The sequence below is a fragment of the Geodermatophilus sp. SYSU D01119 genome, assembly GCF_054049975.1.
The window spans coordinates 58,187-72,910 of the sequence record NZ_JBJGYL010000002.1; the positions used below are offsets into that span (position 1 = coordinate 58,187).

The 14,724-nt window shown below is 76.7% G+C and carries 15 protein-coding genes; 6 read left to right on the forward strand and 9 right to left on the reverse strand.

Annotation, left to right across the window (positions count from 1 at the left end; genetic code table 11):
• Positions 1–84: 84 nt before the first annotated feature.
• Positions 85–423 (reverse strand): P-II family nitrogen regulator, encoded by a 339-nt coding sequence (locus ACI79X_RS01820; RefSeq protein ID WP_073421809.1) that lies wholly within the window; start codon positions 421–423, stop codon positions 85–87.
• Positions 420–1,760, reverse strand: coding sequence for an ammonium transporter (locus ACI79X_RS01825; protein ID WP_457023704.1), 1,341 nt, complete (start codon positions 1,758–1,760; stop codon positions 420–422). The genes ACI79X_RS01820 and ACI79X_RS01825 overlap by 4 nt, the downstream gene beginning before the upstream one ends.
• 327 nt (positions 1,761–2,087) lie before the next feature.
• Here ACI79X_RS01825 and ACI79X_RS01830 point away from each other — a divergent pair, with 327 nt between their 5' ends.
• The 4 genes from ACI79X_RS01830 to ACI79X_RS01845 are packed head-to-tail and all read left to right on the forward strand — an operon-like array spanning position 2,088 to position 4,637.
• Positions 2,088–2,792, forward strand: coding sequence for an energy-coupling factor ABC transporter permease (locus ACI79X_RS01830; protein WP_457023705.1), 705 nt, complete (start codon positions 2,088–2,090; stop codon positions 2,790–2,792).
• 11 nt (positions 2,793–2,803) lie between these two features.
• Positions 2,804–3,115 carry a PDGLE domain-containing protein gene (locus ACI79X_RS01835; protein WP_457023706.1) on the forward strand — a complete coding sequence of 104 codons (312 nt, stop codon included), beginning with the start codon at positions 2,804–2,806 and terminating at the stop codon, positions 3,113–3,115.
• Positions 3,116–3,117: 2 nt separating this feature from the next.
• On the forward strand, positions 3,118–3,897 hold the full coding sequence (cbiQ, locus tag ACI79X_RS01840; protein ID WP_457023707.1) for a cobalt ECF transporter T component CbiQ: 780 nt from the start codon (positions 3,118–3,120) through the stop codon (positions 3,895–3,897).
• Positions 3,894–4,637 (forward strand): energy-coupling factor ABC transporter ATP-binding protein, encoded by a 744-nt coding sequence (locus ACI79X_RS01845; protein WP_457023708.1) that lies wholly within the window; start codon positions 3,894–3,896, stop codon positions 4,635–4,637. The genes cbiQ and ACI79X_RS01845 overlap by 4 nt, the downstream gene beginning before the upstream one ends.
• A gap of 36 nt (positions 4,638–4,673) precedes the next feature.
• On the opposite strand, the gene ftsY is transcribed toward ACI79X_RS01845, so the two are convergent.
• Positions 4,674–5,906, reverse strand: coding sequence for a signal recognition particle-docking protein FtsY (gene ftsY / locus ACI79X_RS01850; RefSeq protein WP_457023709.1), 1,233 nt, complete (start codon positions 5,904–5,906; stop codon positions 4,674–4,676).
• Positions 5,907–5,978: 72 nt separating this feature from the next.
• On the opposite strand from ftsY, the gene ACI79X_RS01855 reads away from it, so the two are divergent.
• Positions 5,979–7,685, forward strand: a complete 1,707-nt coding sequence (locus ACI79X_RS01855) for an alkaline phosphatase D family protein (protein ID WP_457023710.1) — start codon at positions 5,979–5,981, stop codon at positions 7,683–7,685.
• A 12-nt stretch (positions 7,686–7,697) separates the two neighbouring features.
• Positions 7,698–8,513 (forward strand): endonuclease/exonuclease/phosphatase family protein, encoded by an 816-nt coding sequence (locus ACI79X_RS01860; RefSeq protein WP_457023711.1) that lies wholly within the window; start codon positions 7,698–7,700, stop codon positions 8,511–8,513.
• Positions 8,514–8,574: 61 nt separating this feature from the next.
• Here ACI79X_RS01860 and smc read toward each other — a convergent pair whose 3' ends face one another.
• The 6 genes from smc to rpmF all read right to left on the reverse strand — a co-directional run bounded on the left by smc (position 8,575) and on the right by rpmF (position 14,723).
• The gene (gene smc / locus ACI79X_RS01865; RefSeq protein ID WP_457023712.1) at positions 8,575–12,153 is read right to left on the reverse strand and encodes a chromosome segregation protein SMC; all 3,579 of its coding nucleotides are present in this window, start codon (positions 12,151–12,153) and stop codon (positions 8,575–8,577) included.
• Between the two features lie 55 nt (positions 12,154–12,208).
• Positions 12,209–12,412: a hypothetical protein gene (locus tag ACI79X_RS01870; RefSeq protein WP_457023713.1), complete on the reverse strand. Its 204-nt coding sequence runs from the start codon at positions 12,410–12,412 to the stop codon at positions 12,209–12,211.
• A 149-nt stretch (positions 12,413–12,561) separates the two neighbouring features.
• The gene (locus ACI79X_RS01875) at positions 12,562–12,837 is read right to left on the reverse strand and encodes an acylphosphatase (protein ID WP_457023714.1); all 276 of its coding nucleotides are present in this window, start codon (positions 12,835–12,837) and stop codon (positions 12,562–12,564) included.
• Positions 12,834–13,736, reverse strand: a complete 903-nt coding sequence (mutM, locus tag ACI79X_RS01880) for a bifunctional DNA-formamidopyrimidine glycosylase/DNA-(apurinic or apyrimidinic site) lyase (RefSeq protein WP_457023715.1) — start codon at positions 13,734–13,736, stop codon at positions 12,834–12,836. Before mutM ends, ACI79X_RS01875 begins: the two co-directional genes overlap by 4 nt.
• Positions 13,737–13,740: 4 nt before the next feature.
• A complete protein-coding gene (gene rnc / locus ACI79X_RS01885) occupies positions 13,741–14,532 on the reverse strand; it encodes a ribonuclease III (RefSeq protein ID WP_457023716.1) in 792 nt (263 codons plus the stop codon).
• Positions 14,533–14,543: 11 nt separating this feature from the next.
• Entirely contained in the window at positions 14,544–14,723 is a 180-nt protein-coding gene (gene rpmF / locus ACI79X_RS01890) for a 50S ribosomal protein L32 (protein WP_075014296.1), read from the reverse strand.
• Position 14,724 lies beyond the last annotated feature (1 nt).

A 14,724-nucleotide genomic window follows, 5' to 3' on the forward strand; every position in this document is an offset into this window, starting at 1 on the left:
AGCGGTTCGCAGGACGGCGTCGGCCGGGGCGGTGGTCCTGCCACCACCCCGGCCGACACGACGGGCTCCGGGGTCAGTCCCGGGTCAGAGCGCGTCCTCGCCGCGCTCGCCGGTGCGGACCCGCACGATCTCGTCGATCGTGGTGACCCAGACCTTCCCGTCCCCGATCTGGCCGGTGGAGGCCGACTCGACGACGGCGTCCACCACGCGGGCGGCCTCGATCTCGCCGACGACGACCTCGATGCGGACCTTGGGGACGAAGTCCACCTGGTACTCCGCGCCGCGGTAGACCTCGGTGTGGCCGCGCTGGCGGCCGAAGCCCTGCACCTCGCTGACGGTGAGCCCGGTGATCCCGATCAGCTCGAGGGCGTTCTTCACGTCGTCGAGCTTGAAGGGCTTGATGATGGCGGTGACGAGCTTCATGCCCGGACCCCTTCCGTGGTCTTCGGGGTGGTGGCCTGGTGCAGCGCGGAGCCGCTGCCGCCACCGAGACTGGTGAAGTCGTACCCGGACTCCGCGTGGACGACCGTGTCGATGCCGGCGACCTCGTCCTCCTCGGTGATCCGGAAGCCCATGACGGCCTTGACCAGGACGCCGATGACGTAGGTCAGCACGAAGGAGAACACGAGCACCGCGCCGGCCCCGACGGCCTGCCGCCAGAGCTGGTCGACGCTGCCGCCGAAGAAGAGGCTCTCCACGCCGGCCGGGGCGTCGGGGTCGGCCAGGAAGCCGATGGCCAGGGTGCCCCAGAGGCCGCCGACGAGGTGCACGCCGACGACGTCGAGGGAGTCGTCGTAGCCGAGGCGGTACTTCAGGCCGACGGCGAGGGCGCACAGCGCGCCGGCGATGACGCCCACGATGATCGCGCCGACCGGCGAGACCGCGGAGCAGGCGGGGGTGATGGCGACCAGGCCCGCGACGGCGCCGGAGGCGGCGCCCAGCGAGGTGGCGTGGCCGTCGCGCAGCTTCTCGGTGACCAGCCAGCCGAGGACGGCGGCGCCGGTGGCGGCGAGGGTGTTGACCCAGACGACGGCGGCGGTGTTGTTGGCCGCGAGCGCGGAGCCGGCGTTGAAGCCGAACCAGCCGAACCACAGCAGGCCGGCGCCGAGCATGACCAGCGGCAGGTTGTGCGGGCGCATCGCCTCACGGCCGAAGCCGCGCCGCTTGCCGAGCACCAGGGCGAGCGCGAGGCCCGCCGCGCCGGCGTTGATGTGCACCGCGGTGCCGCCCGCGAAGTCGATCGCCGCCAGGTCGTTGGCGATCCAGCCGCCGGTGTGGGTGACCACGCCGTCGTCGTCGGTGAGGGTGAAGTCGAAGACCCAGTGGGCGACCGGGAAGTAGACGACGGTGGCCCAGATCCCGGCGAAGACCATCCAGGAGCCGAACTTGGCGCGGTCGGCGATGGCGCCGGAGATCAGGGCGACGGTGATGATCGCGAAGACCGCCTGGAAGCCGACGAAGGCCATGGAGGGCAGGCCGCCGGCCTCGCTCGTGGTGTCCTCCATCAGGCCCTTGAGGCCGAAGAACTCACCGGGGTCGCCGAGCAGGCCCAGGCCGACGTCGTCCCCGAAGGCGAACGAGTAGCCGTAGAGCACCCAGAGCACCGTGATCAGCGCGAGGGCTCCGAAGCTCATCATCATCATGTTGAGGACGCTCTTCGCACGGACCATGCCGCCGTAGAAGAGCGCGAGACCTGGGGTCATCAGCAGCACGAGCGCGGCGCTGGTGAGGATCCAGGCGGTGTCGCCGGTGTTGACCACGGCAACCTCCTGAGGTGGGTCGTGGGCCGTCGGCCGCAACGAGGACGGGCCCCGGCGGGCCGGGGTCGGGGCGGGTCGCGGTCGCTGCCCTCCCTGGCGGCGACGCGGCGTTCACGGTGCCGGGACGGTGTTTCGGGGGACGTCGTCGCCGCGTTTCCGCGCGGTGAACTCCCGTTCGCGTGTCCCGCACCGATGTGACGGCCGTGTTGCGCGCCCGGCCGGGAGGGAGCCGGGGCAGACCTGCGAGACCCGTGCACCTGCAAGCGATGTGCAATAAGGTGCCGACGGGCCGGCGACGGGCCGGTCCCCCATCCTGCGGAGGTCCGCGTGCACGTCCCCGACGGGTTCCTCGACGCCCCGACGTCGGTCGCCACCGGCGCCGTGGCCGCCGGGACCGTGGCCCTCGCCCTGCGCGGCGCGCGCCGCGAGCTCGACGAGCGCACCGCTCCCCTGGCCGGCCTCACCGCCGCCTTCGTCTTCGCCGTCCAGATGGTCAACTTCCCGGTCGGCGCCGGGACCAGCGGCCACCTGATCGGCGGCGCGCTCACCGCCGTGCTGGTCGGGCCGTGGACGGCGGTGCTGTGCATGACCGTCGTCCTGCTGGTCCAGGCCGTGCTGTTCGCCGACGGCGGGCTGACCGCGCTCGGCACCAACGTGACGCTGCTGGGCCTGGTGGCCGTGGGCGCCGGCTACGGCGTGTTCCGCCTGCTCGTGCGGCTGCTGCCGCGCACCCGCACCGGCGTGCTGGCCGCCGCGGGCGCCGGCGCCTTCCTGTCGGTGCCGGTCGCGGCGCTGGCCTTCGTCGCGCTGTTCGCCGCCGGCGGGGTCGCCGACGTCCCGCTCGGCACCGTGCTCGCCGCGATGGGCGGCGTGCACCTGCTCATCGGCATCGGCGAGGCGGTCATCACCGTCGCCGTCCTGACCGCGGTGCTCTCCGTGCGGCCGGACCTGGTGCACGGCGCCCGGCACCTGCGCCGCGCCGCCGACCTGGCCACCCGCCCGGGCCTGCGCGCCGAGGGGGCCCTCCGGTGAGTGGCGCTGCGATGAGGGGCCGCCGCGCGTTCTGGATCGCCGGCCTCGTGGTCACCCTGGTGGTCGCCGGGTTCGTCAGCTACTACGCCAGCTCCTCCCCCGACGGGCTGGAGTGGGCCGCGGGCGAGAGCGGCTTCGCCGACACCGCCCGGGACAGCGCCGCCGCCGGCTCGCCGCTGGCCGACTACGGCGTCGAGGGCGTCGACGACGGCCGGCTGTCCGGCGGGCTGGCCGGCGTCATCGGCGTCGCGGTCACCCTCGTGCTCGCCGGCGGCCTCACGCTGGTGCTGCGCCGCCGCGGCAGCACCGCCGACCGGGACTGAGCGTGGGCGCCGGGCACGGCGGCCCGCTCGGCTCGGCCTACGTCGCGCGCGACACCGTCGTCCACCGGCTGCCGGCGCACGTGGCGCTGGTGGCCGTCGTCGCGTTCGCGCTGGTCGTCGTCGCCACGCCGGTGCAGGCGGCCTGGGCGCCGGCCTACGCCGGGTACGCCGTCCTGGTGCTCGGCGCGGCGGCCCTGGCGCGCGTACCGGCCGCCCGGCTGCTGCGCGGCCTGACCGTGGAGCTGCCGTTCGTCGTGTTCGCGCTGCTGCTGCCGTTCGTCGCGCGCGGCCCTCGGGTGGAGGTCCTCGGGCTGTCGCTCTCGGAGAGCGGCCTGCTCGCCGCGGGCGGACTGCTGGCCAAGGCGACGCTGTCGGTGCTCGCGGCCACCGTGCTGGCGGCCACCACCACGCCGCAGGACCTGGTCCGCGGGATGCAACGGCTGCGGCTGCCGGCGGTGCTCGTGCAGATCCTGTCGTTCATGGTGCGCTACGCCGACGTCGTCACCGGCGAGCTGCGCCGGATGCGGGTGGCGCGGGAGTCGCGCGGCTTCCGCGGCCGCGGGCCCGGCGCCCTGAAGGTGGTGGCCGGCACCGCGGGGTCGCTGTTCGTGCGGTCCTACGAGCGCGGCGAGCGGGTGCACCTGGCGATGCTGTCCCGCGGCGGCGACGGCCGGCTGCCCGCCGGGCCCGCCGTCGCCGTGCCCGCGCGCACCTGGCTGACCGGGCTCGCGCTGCCCCTGTCGGCAGCCGCCCTGCTGGCGGCGGGGATGCTCGGGGCGTGAGCACCCCGCCGTCCCTCCTCGTGGAGGACCTGGCCTTCGCCTACCCCGACGGCCACCAGGCGCTGTTCGGTGTCGACCTGCGCCTCGAGCGCGGCGAGCGGGTGGCGCTGCTGGGGCCCAACGGCGCCGGCAAGACGACGCTGGTGCTGCACCTCAACGGCATCCTCGGCGGCGGCCGCGGCCGGGTGAGCGTGGCCGGGCTGCCGGTGGAGAAGCGGCACCTGCCCGAGGTCCGGCGCCGCGTGGGCATCGTCTTCCAGGACCCCGACGACCAGCTGTTCATGCCGACCGTCGGCGAGGACGTCGCCTTCGGCCCGCGCAACCTGGGCCTGCCCGAGCCGGAGGTGGCCGCGCGGGTGGCCGCGGCGCTGGAGCAGGTGGGCATGGCCGGGTCGGCCGACCGCCCGCCGCACCACCTGTCGTTCGGGCAGCGCCGCCGGGTCGCCGTCGCCACGGTGCTGTCGATGCACCCGGAGGTGCTCGTGCTCGACGAGCCCTCCTCCAACCTGGACCCGGCCGGGCGCCGGGAGCTGGCCGAGGTCCTCACCGGCCTGCCGGTGACCGTGCTGATGGTCACCCACGACCTGCCCTACGCGCTCCAGCTGTGCCCGCGCTCGGTGGTGCTCGACGGCGGCGTGGTGGTCGCCGACGGGCCGACCCGCGAGGTGCTCGCCGACGCCGACCTCCTGGCCGCGCACCGGCTCGAGCTCCCCTACGGGTTCGACCCGTCCCGCGCCTGACCCGCCCGGCGGCCGGCCGGCGGCCGGCCGGCGGCCTCAGTCGGCGCCGCCGACGAGGCCCTCCGCGAAGGCCTCCGGCTCGAACGGCGCGAGGTCGTCGGCGCCCTCGCCCAGCCCGATCAGCTTCACCGGGATGCCGAGCTCGCGCTGCACGGAGACGACGATGCCGCCCTTCGCGGTCCCGTCGAGCTTGGTGAGCACGACGCCGGTGACGTCGACGGCCTGCGTGAACACCCGCGCCTGCACGATGCCGTTCTGGCCGGTGGTGGCGTCGAGCACGAGCAGCGTCTCGGTGACCGGGCTGACCTTCTCCACGACCCGCTTGATCTTGCCCAGCTCGTCCATGAGCCCGGACTTGGTGTGCAGACGGCCGGCGGTGTCGACGACGACGGTGTCGACCTCGGCCTCCACGCCGGTGCGCGCCGCCTCGAACGCCACCGAGGCGGGGTCGGCGCCCTCGCGGCCGCGCACGGTCATCACGCCGACCCGCTCGCCCCAGGTCTCGAGCTGGTCGGCGGCGGCGGCGCGGAAGGTGTCGGCGGCGCCCAGCACGACGCTGCGGCCGTCACCCACGAGCACGCGGGCGATCTTGCCGACCGTCGTCGTCTTGCCGGCGCCGTTGACCCCGACCACGAGGACGACGCCCGGGCGGCCCTCGCGGCGGTCGGTGCCCAGCGTGCGGTCGAGGTCGGGGCCGAGGACGGCGGTGAGCTCGCGGACCAGCAGCGCGCGCAGGTCGGCGGGCGTGGCGGTGGCCAGCACCATCGACTGGGTGCGCAGCCGGTCGACGATCTGCGTGGTCGCGGCGACGCCGACGTCGGCGGCCAGGAGGGTCTCCTCGACCTCCTCCCAGTCGTCCTCGGTCAGCCGCTCGCGGGCGAGCACGGTGAGCAGGCCGCGGCCCAGCGAGGACTGCGAGCGGGCCAGGCGCGAGCGCAGCCGCACCAGCCGGCCGGCCGACGGCGGCGGGGTCTCGAAGACGAGGTCCGGCTCGGGGACGGCGGGCGGCAGGTCGACCGTCGGCGGCGCGTCGGGGGCGACGGCGTCGGGCTCGGCCGGCGCCAGCCCCAGCCCGGACGCGGTGGCCCCGGCCGGGCGGTCCTCCGGGGGCGCCGGCGGTGCGGCGGGCGGCCGCGGGCGGGTGAGCGTCGTGCCGGACACCGCGTCGTCGTCGAGCCGGGTGGTGCGCCGGCCCCGGCCGACCAGCAGGCCCACCCCGGCGACCAGGGCCACGAGGACGATCGCGATCGCGATCAGCACGAACTCCATGCCGCCCAGTCTCCCAGGAGCCGCACCCGGGGCTCTGGGCGGAACCCGGCCGCGAGGGGCACGCTGGGCCGCGTGACGTTCCCCGCGGGAGACACCCCCGCCCTGCTGCTCGGGCCGCTGCTGCGGCACGTCGACCCAGTGTCGGCCACGGTGTGGGTGGAGACCGACCGCCCGTGCACCGTCGACGTCCTCGGCCGGACCGCGCGCACCTTCCGCGTGGGCGGCCACTGGTACGCCCTCGTCGTCGTCGAGGGGCTGGAGCCCGGCAGCACGACCCCCTACGAGGTGCGCCTGTCCACCGACGGCACCGACGGCGAGCGGGTGTGGCCGGAGGCGAGCTCCCCGTTCCCGGCCAGCCGCATCCGCACCCCCGGCCGGCCCGGGCCGTTCCGGCTGGCCTTCGGCTCCTGCCGCTACGCCGCCCCCAGCACCGTCGACCTGGGCGAGGGCATCCCGCCCGACGCCCTCGACGCCTACGCCCAGCGGGTGGCCGCCCTCCCCGAGGAGGAGTGGCCCGACGCGCTGGTGCTGCTCGGCGACCAGGTCTACGCCGACGAGCTCACCTCGGCCACGCGCGCCTGGCTCACCGTGCACCGCGGCGAGCCGGTGCCCGAGGACGCGCAGGTGCGCGACCGGGAGGAGTACACGCGGCTGTACGCCGAGTCGTGGATGGACCCGCAGGTGCGCTGGCTGCTGTCGACGATCCCGTCGTCGATGGTCTTCGACGACCACGAGATGATCGACGACTGGAACACGTCGGCGGCCTGGCGGAGGAAGGTGACCGCCACCGGCTGGTGGGCCGAGCGGATCGCCGGCGGCCTGGTCAGCTACTGGGTGCACCAGCACCTGGGGAACCTGAGCCCCGCCGAGCTCGCCGCCGACCGCACCTGGCAGGCCGTCCTCGACCTGCCCGAGGGCACCGACGCCGAGCCGCTGCTGCGCGGGATGGCCGTCGCCGCCGACCGCGAGCCGCGGACGGTGCGCTGGAGCTACGTGCGGCACTGGGGCGACGCCCGGCTGGTCATGGTCGACAGCCGCGCCGGCCGGGTCCTCGACGAGCAGGGCCGCCGCATGGTCGACGACGACGAGTTCGCCTGGATCGAGGACCAGATGCGGCAGGCCGTCGCCGACGGCGTCGACCACCTGCTCGTCGGCACCTCGCTGCCGTGGCTGCTCCCCCACGCCGTCGACTCGATCGAGCGCGTGGACGAGGCGGTCGCCGTCCGGCACGAGGGCCGCTGGCGGGGGAAGGCCGCCGAGGCGGTGCGGCAGGCCGCCGACCTCGAGCACTGGGCCGCCTTCGGGCACAGCTTCGACCGGCTCGCGGCCGCGCTGCTCGCCGTCGCCCGCGGGGAGCACGGCCGCGCCCCGGCGACCGCGCTGGTGCTCTCCGGCGACGTCCACCACGCCTACGCCGCCGAGGTCGTCTCCCCCGGCGGCCTGACCGGCCGGGTGCACCAGCTGACGGTCTCCCCGCTGCACAACCAGGCGCCGCACCCCATCCGCGTCGGGTTCCGGATCGGCTGGAGCCGGTGGGCCCGCCGGCTCACCGGCGTGATCGCGCGGGCGGCGCGGGTGCGGCCGCCGTCGGTGGAGTGGGCGAAGGCGGCGGGCCCGTTCTTCGGCAACCAGGTCGGCGAGCTGGTGCTCGAGGGCCGGCAGGCCCGCTTCGTGCTGCACGTGAGCGACCACCGACCCGACGGCCAGGAGGGCCTGCAGCAGGTGCTCGACCTGCCGCTGGCCGACCCGGTTCCGGCGACGGTCGCCGTCGACGGGTGACAGGCTGACGGGGTGACCGATCCCCATGGCGTGAAGCCCGCCCCCGGTCCCGACCAGCCGCCGATCCCGGTGCGGCTGGTCACCTTCAACACCCACCACGGGGTGGGCGACGACCGCCGGCACGACCTGCCGCGGCTGGCGAAGGTGCTCGCCGCCGCCGACGCCGACGTCATCTGCCTGCAGGAGGTGGACCGGCACTTCGGCGACCGCAGCGAGGACGTCGACCAGGCGCTGCTGCTGTCCCGCGCGCTGGACATGCAGCTGGCGTGGGGCCCGGCGATCGACGAGGAGCGCCCCGGCGACGCGCCGCGCCGCCAGTACGGCAACGCGCTGCTGTCCCGGCTGCCGATCCTGATCAGCGACGTCCACCCGCTGCCGGGCACCGGTGAGCCGCGCAGCGCGCTGCGCACGCTGGTCGAGCTCGACGGCGGCGCGCTGTGGGTGACCACCACGCACCTGACCACCCGGTCGGCCGAGGAGCGGGCCCGTCAGGTGCAGCTGCTGCGCGACCTGCACACCGACTCGATGGAGACCGGCGTGGTGGTCGGCGACCTCAACGCCGCCCCGGACGCGCCCGAGCTGTCCGCCCTGCGCGCCGACTTCTCCGACGCGTGGGCCCTCGCCGGCGACCGCGACGACCAGGCCCGCTGGCGGTTCTGGCAGCGCGACGAGGGGCTCACCCACCCGGCGCGGGCGCCGCACGCGCGCATCGACCAGGTGTGGGTGACCCCGGGCATCCAGGTGGCCTCGGCCCGCGTGCTCGACGGCGCCGGCGCCTCGGACCACCTGCCGCTCGCCGTCGACCTGCTGGTCCCCTCCGGCGTCTAGCGAGGCACGGGGAGCGATACGCACGTCCCGGGGCCGAGAACGTGCGGACGGCTTCCTGTGCCTAGGCCGGGTCGGGCTCGCGCAGCCGCTGGCTGATGACGCCGGTGATGCCGTCGCCGCGCATGCTCACGCCGTAGAGCGCGTCGGCGATCTCCATCGTGCGCTTCTGGTGGGTGATGACGATCAGCTGCGACGTCGCCCGCAGCTGCTCGACGAGGGTGAGCAGCCGGCCGAGGTTGACGTCGTCGAGGGCGGCCTCCACCTCGTCGAGCACGTAGAACGGCGAGGGCCGCGCCCGGAAGATGGCCACCAGCAGCGCGACGGCGGTCAGCGAGCGCTCGCCGCCGGACAGCAGCGACAGCCGCTTGACCTTCTTGCCCGGCGGGCGGGCCTCGATCTCCACGCCGGTGGTGAGCATGTCCTCCGGGTCGGTGAGCACCAGCCGGCCCTGCCCGCCGGGGAACAGCGTGGCGAAGACGCCCTCGAACTCGCGGGCCACGTCGGCGAAGGCCGCGGCGAACACGTCGTGGATGCGCCCGTCGACCTCGCGGACGACGGTCAGCAGGTCGCGGCGGGTGGCCTTGAGGTCCTCGAGCTGGGTGGCGAGGAAGGTGTGCCGCTCCTCCAGCGCCGCGAACTCCTCCAGGGCCAGCGGGTTGACCCGGCCGAGCGTGGCCAGGTCCCGCTCGGCCTGGGCGGCGCGGCGCTCCTGCGTCGCGCGGTCGTAGGGCACCGGCCCGGGCGCGGGCTCCCCCGCCGCCTCCGCGGCGGCGATCCGCGCCGGTGACGGCGGCACGGGCGCGGCCGGGCCGTACTCGGCGACCAGCGTGGGCAGGTCGACGCCGAACTCCTCGGCGGCCCGCTCCTCCAGGGCCTCGATGCGCAGCCGCTGCTCGGCCCGGGCCACCTCGTCGCGGTGCACCTCGTCGGTGAGCCGCTCGAGCTCGGCGGTGGCCGCGCGGACGCGGGTGCGCACCTCCAGCAGCTCGGCCTCGCGGGCGCTGCGCTGCCGGGCCAGCTCGTCGCGCTCGGCGGCGGCGCGGGCCAGCGACGTCGCCAGGGCGGTGAGGGCGTGCTCCGCGCCGGCGCGCACCCGGCCGGCCACCTCGGCGCCGCGGCGGCGGGCCAGGGCGGCCGCGGCGGCCCGCTCGCGGGCGGCGCGCTCCTGCCGGGCCTGCCGGCGCAGCGCCTCGGCGCGGCCGGACAGCGCGCGGGCGCGCTCCTCCGCGGTGCGCACCGCCAGCCGGGCCTCGGTCTCGGCCTGCCGGGCGGCGGCGACCTCCAGCCGCAGCCGGTCGCGCTGCCCGGGGTCGGGCTCCTCCTCCGCGGGCGCCGACTCGGCCTCGGTGAGCCGGGCCTCGAGCTCGGCCAGCCCGGTGGCCGACTCCTCCAGCGCCCGCTCGGCGCGCCGCCGGGCGGCGTCGGAGCGGTCGGCCTCGGCGGCGGCCGAGCGCGCGGCGGCGCCCAGTTCGGCGAGCTCGGCGGCGAGCTTCGAGCGGGTGCGGTCGGCGTCCCGGCGGGCGGCCTGCGCGGCCTCGACGTCGGCGGCGCGGACCTGCGCGGTCTCGCGGGCGGCGGCCAGCCGCGTGGCGAGGTCGGCGGCGCGGGCGGCCGCGGCGGCGTGCTCGCGCTCGGCCTCGTCGACCCGCGCCCGCACCTCCAGGCCCGACGGCGCCTCCGAGGCACCGCCCCAGGCTCGGTCGGCGCCGACCAGGTCGCCGTCGGTTGTGACCGCCCGGAGCGTGGGGTGGGCGCCGACCAGCGCGGCCGCGGCGCCCAGGGTCGGGACGACGGCGACGCGGTCCAGCGCCCGGGCGAGGGCCGGCCGCAGCTCGTCGGGCGCCTCGACGAGGTCGACCGCCCAGCGCAGGCCCTCCGGCAGCGCGGGCTCCCCGTCGCGCGGCGGGGCGTCCGGGCCGCCGGTGACCAGCAGCGCGGCCCGGCCGCCGCCGGCGTCGCGCAGGTGCGCCAGGGCGTCGGCGGCACCGGTGACCCCGGCGACGGCGACCGCCTCGGCGAGCCCGCCCAGCGCCGCGGCCAGCGCGACCTCGGCGCCCGGCGCGACGGTGATCCGCTCGGCCACCGGCCCGAGGACGCCGGCCAGCGCGCCGGAGGTCCCCGCGGCCAGCACGGCGGCGGCGCCGTCGGCCGGGGCGAGGCCCTGGGCGAGGGTGTCGCGGCGGGCGGCCCACGAGGCGCGGTCGCGCTCGGCGGCGCGCTCGGCGTCGGCCAGCTCGGTGACCGCGCGGGCGGCGGCGGTGCGCGCGGCGACGGCGTCGGCGTGCGCGGTGACCAGGGCGACGTCCTCGTCGTCGGCGTCGCCGGCCCCGGCGCGGCGCTCGTCGAGCCGGGCCTGCGCGGCCTCGGCCCGCGCGGCGGCCTCGGCGGCTGCCTGCGCCAGCCGCTCGGCCTCCGCCTGCCCGGCGGCGGCCCGCGACCGGGCGGCGGCGACCTTCCCGGACAGGCGGGCCAGGCCCTCGCGGCGGTCGGCGATGGCCCGGGTGGCCGCGACCCAGGCCCGCTCCTCGGCCGCGAGCGCCTCCTCCAGCTCGGTGCGGGCGGTGACGGCGGCGGCCAGCCGGCCGCGCTCGGCCGCCAGGCCCGCGGCGAGCTCGGCCTCGGTGGCGTCGACCCGGTCGGCCTCGGCCTCGAGCTGCTCGGGGTCGCGGCCGCCGGTGCCGACCGGGACGGGCGCCGACAGGTGCCGGGAGCGCTCGGCGGCCAGCGAGGCGATGCCGCGGAAGCGCTCGGTCAGCGCGGACAGCCGGTACCAGGTGTCCTGCGCGGCGCCCAGGCGCGGGGCGTCGGCGGCCTGGGCGGCGTCGAGCTGCGCCTCCCGGCGCGCGACGCCCGCGAGCTCCGCCTCGACGACGGCGCGGCGCGCGCGGGCCGCGGCCTCGTCGGCGACGTCCTTGTCCAGCGCGTCCCGCAGTCCGACCAGGTCGTCGGCGAGCAGGCGGAGACGTGCGTCGCGCAGGTCGGCCTGCACGCCGGCGGCGCGGCGGGCCACCTCGGCCTGGCGCCCGAGGGGCTTGAGCTGGCGGCGCAGCTCGGCGGTGAGGTCGGCCAGCCGGTCGAGGTTGGCCTGCATCCCGTCGAGCTTGCGGAGCGCCTTCTCCTTGCGCTTGCGGTGCTTGAGGACGCCGGCGGCCTCCTCGATGAAGGCGCGGCGGTCCTCGGGGCGGCCGGTGAGGACGGCGTCGAGCTGGCCCTGGCCGACGATGACGTGCATCTCGCGGCCGATGCCGGCGTCGCTGAGCAGCTCCTGCACGTCGAGCAGCCGCACCTTGTCGCCGTTGATCTCGTACTCGCTCTCGCCGGAGCGGTACATGCGGCGGGTGACCGACACCTCGGTGTAGTCGATCGGCAGGGCACCGTCGGCGTTGTCGATCGTGAGCGTCACCTCGGCGCGGCCGAGGGCCGCGCGGCCGGCGGTGCCGGCGAAGATGACGTCCTCCATCTTGCCGCCGCGCAGGGACTTCGCGCCCTGCTCGCCGAGCACCCAGGCGATGGCGTCGACGACGTTGGACTTGCCCGAACCGTTGGGCCCGACGATGGCGGTGATGCCCGGCTCCAGGCGCAGCGTCGTCGCGGACGCGAAGGACTTGAAGCCCTTGAGCGTCAGGCTCGACAGGTGCACGGGAGGGAGGCTCTCACCCGGCGGCGGCCGTGCGCGCCGGGTGGCGGTGCAGGTGTTACGCGAGCGCCGGCGCGGCGTTGTCGCCGGCCATGCTCAGCAGCTCGGAGGCGATGACGGCGTCGCGGGCGGCGTCGCGCTGGGCGCGCAGCTCGCCGAGCTCCTGCTCCAGGCGGCGCACCTTCGCGCGCAGGGCCGCGTTCTCCTCGAGTACGCGGAGCTCCGCGGGCGACACGACGGAACCGAACAGGGCCTTGGCCATGGCGACAGCGGCCTTTCGACAGCGGTGGGGGTGCCCGCCGCCCCGGGAAGTCGGTCGGCGCGGGCTCGGTGCCTCCAGGGTGACAGCCCCGGACACGCAGGTCAACGCCGACCCTGGACCCCTCCCGTGTCGGGTGGATGTCGTCTTCGTCACGCCGTGGTGAAGCCGGATCCCCCCTGCACCACGCGCTCCTCGGGCACCACGCCGGTCACCGACCCGGGCGCTCGCGGCCCGTCGAGCGCGGCGACGACGGCGCGGACGTCCTCGGCCGGCCCCTCCAGCTCGATCTCGACGCGGCCGTCGGGGAGGTTGCGCGCCGATCCCGCGAGCCCCGCCGCCTCGGCCAGGCCGCGGACGAACCAGCGGTAACCGACGCCCTGCACGTGGCCGCTGACCAGCACGCGCACCCGCAGGTCCGCACTCACGAGCGCCTCACGCGCGGCCGCGGCTGGCACAGCGGGCAGCTGTAGCTCGACCGGTTCATGAACTGCTCCCGGACGACGGGCGTGCCGCAGCGGGGGCAGGGCCGGTCGAGCTGGCCGTACACGGCGAGGAAGCGGGAGAAGTAGCCGCTCTGCCCGTTGACGTCGACGTAGAGGGAGTCGAACGAGGTGCCGCCCTGCGCCAGCGCCTCGCCGAGCACGCTGCGGACGCCGTCGAGCAGGTCGGCGACCTGGGCGCGGGTCAGCCTGTCGGTGGGGCGCGCGCCGTGCAGCCGGGCCCGCCACAGCGACTCGTCGGCGTAGATGTTGCCGACGCCGCCGATGAGCGTCTGGTCCAGCAGCGCCCGCTTGACCTCGGTCCTGCGCCGGCGCAGCGCCGCGCTGAAGCCGGCCTCGTCGAAGGAGGGGTCCAGCGGGTCGATGGCGATGTGCGCGAGGCGCGACGGGATCCGCTCGGCTGCGTCCTCACCCACCCCACCGCCCCCGGCGCACTCCTCGACCGCCAGCCCGCCGAAGGTGCGCTGGTCGACGAAGCGCAGCTCGCGACCGCCGTCGGTGAAGGTGAACCGGGCGCGCAGGTGCGTCTCGTCGGGCTGGCTCCGCTTCTCCACCAGCAGCTGCCCGCTCATGCCGAGGTGGGCGACCATCGCGCGGCCGGAGGGGGCGCCGTCGGGCTCGGTGAGCGGCAGCCACAGGTACTTGCCGCGGCGGTGCGCGGCGGCGAACGCGCGGCCGGTCAGCGCCCCGACGAAGTGCTCGGCGCCCTCGAGGTGACGGCGCACGGCGCGCGGGTGGTGCACCTCGACGGCGGCCACGGTGCGGCCGGCGACCCAGCGCTCGAGGCCGCGCCGGACCACCTCGACCTCGGGCAGCTCGGGCACGGGACTACTCCGCGGGGGACCCGGCCGGGTCCGGGGTGGGGCCCTCGCTGGAGACCGACCGCCAGGCGGCCTCGGCGGCCTCCTGCTCGGCGGCCTTCTTGGTGCGGCCGGTGCCGGCGCCGCGGACGACGCCGGCCAGCGACACCGACGCGGTGAACGTCTTGGCGTGCGGCGGGCCCTCGTCGGTGACGTCGTAGACCGGGGCGCCCAGGCCCCGGGCGGCGCCGAGCTCCTGGAGGCTGGTCTTCCAGTCCAGGCCCGCCCCGCGCTTGGCCGACTCGACCAGCAGCGGGTCGAACAGCCGGTGCACGATCGCCGAGGCGGCGTCGAGGCCCAGGCCCAGGTGGATCGCGCCGATCAGCGCCTCGAGCGCGTCGGCGAGGATCGAGTCCTTCTCCCGGCCGCCGGTGGTCTCCTCACCGCGGCCGAGCAGCAGGTGCGGGCCCAGCCCGCCGGCGCCGAGCCGCCGGGCGACCCCGGCCAGCGAGGTCATGTTGACCACCGACGCCCGCAGCTTGGCCAGCCGACCCTCGGGCAGGTCGGGCTGGCTGCGGTAGAGCTCGTCGGTGACGACCAGGCCGAGCACGGCGTCGCCGAGGAACTCCAGGCGCTCGTTGGTCGGCACCCCGCCGTTCTCGTAGGCCCACGATCGGTGGGTCAGCGCCAACGCCAGCAGGCCGCCGGGCAGCTCGACGCGGAGTGCGTCGAGCAGCCAGGCGGCTGCGCGGTCGGCGTGCGCCTGACCCGCCGGTGACCCGCCCTCGGGGACCACCGGCGTGCGGGCGGCGCTGCCCACGGACGGCGTCGTCAGACGGAGAGGACCTGGCGGCCGGCGTGCTGGCCGCAGTTCGGGCAGGCCTGGTGCGGCGGCTTGAGCTGACCGCAGGCACGGTTCGGGCAGGGGGTGAGCGTGGGGGCGCTCGCCTTCCACTGCGACCGGCGGGCGCGGGTGTTGGCGCGGGACATCTTCCGCTTCGGGACGGCCACG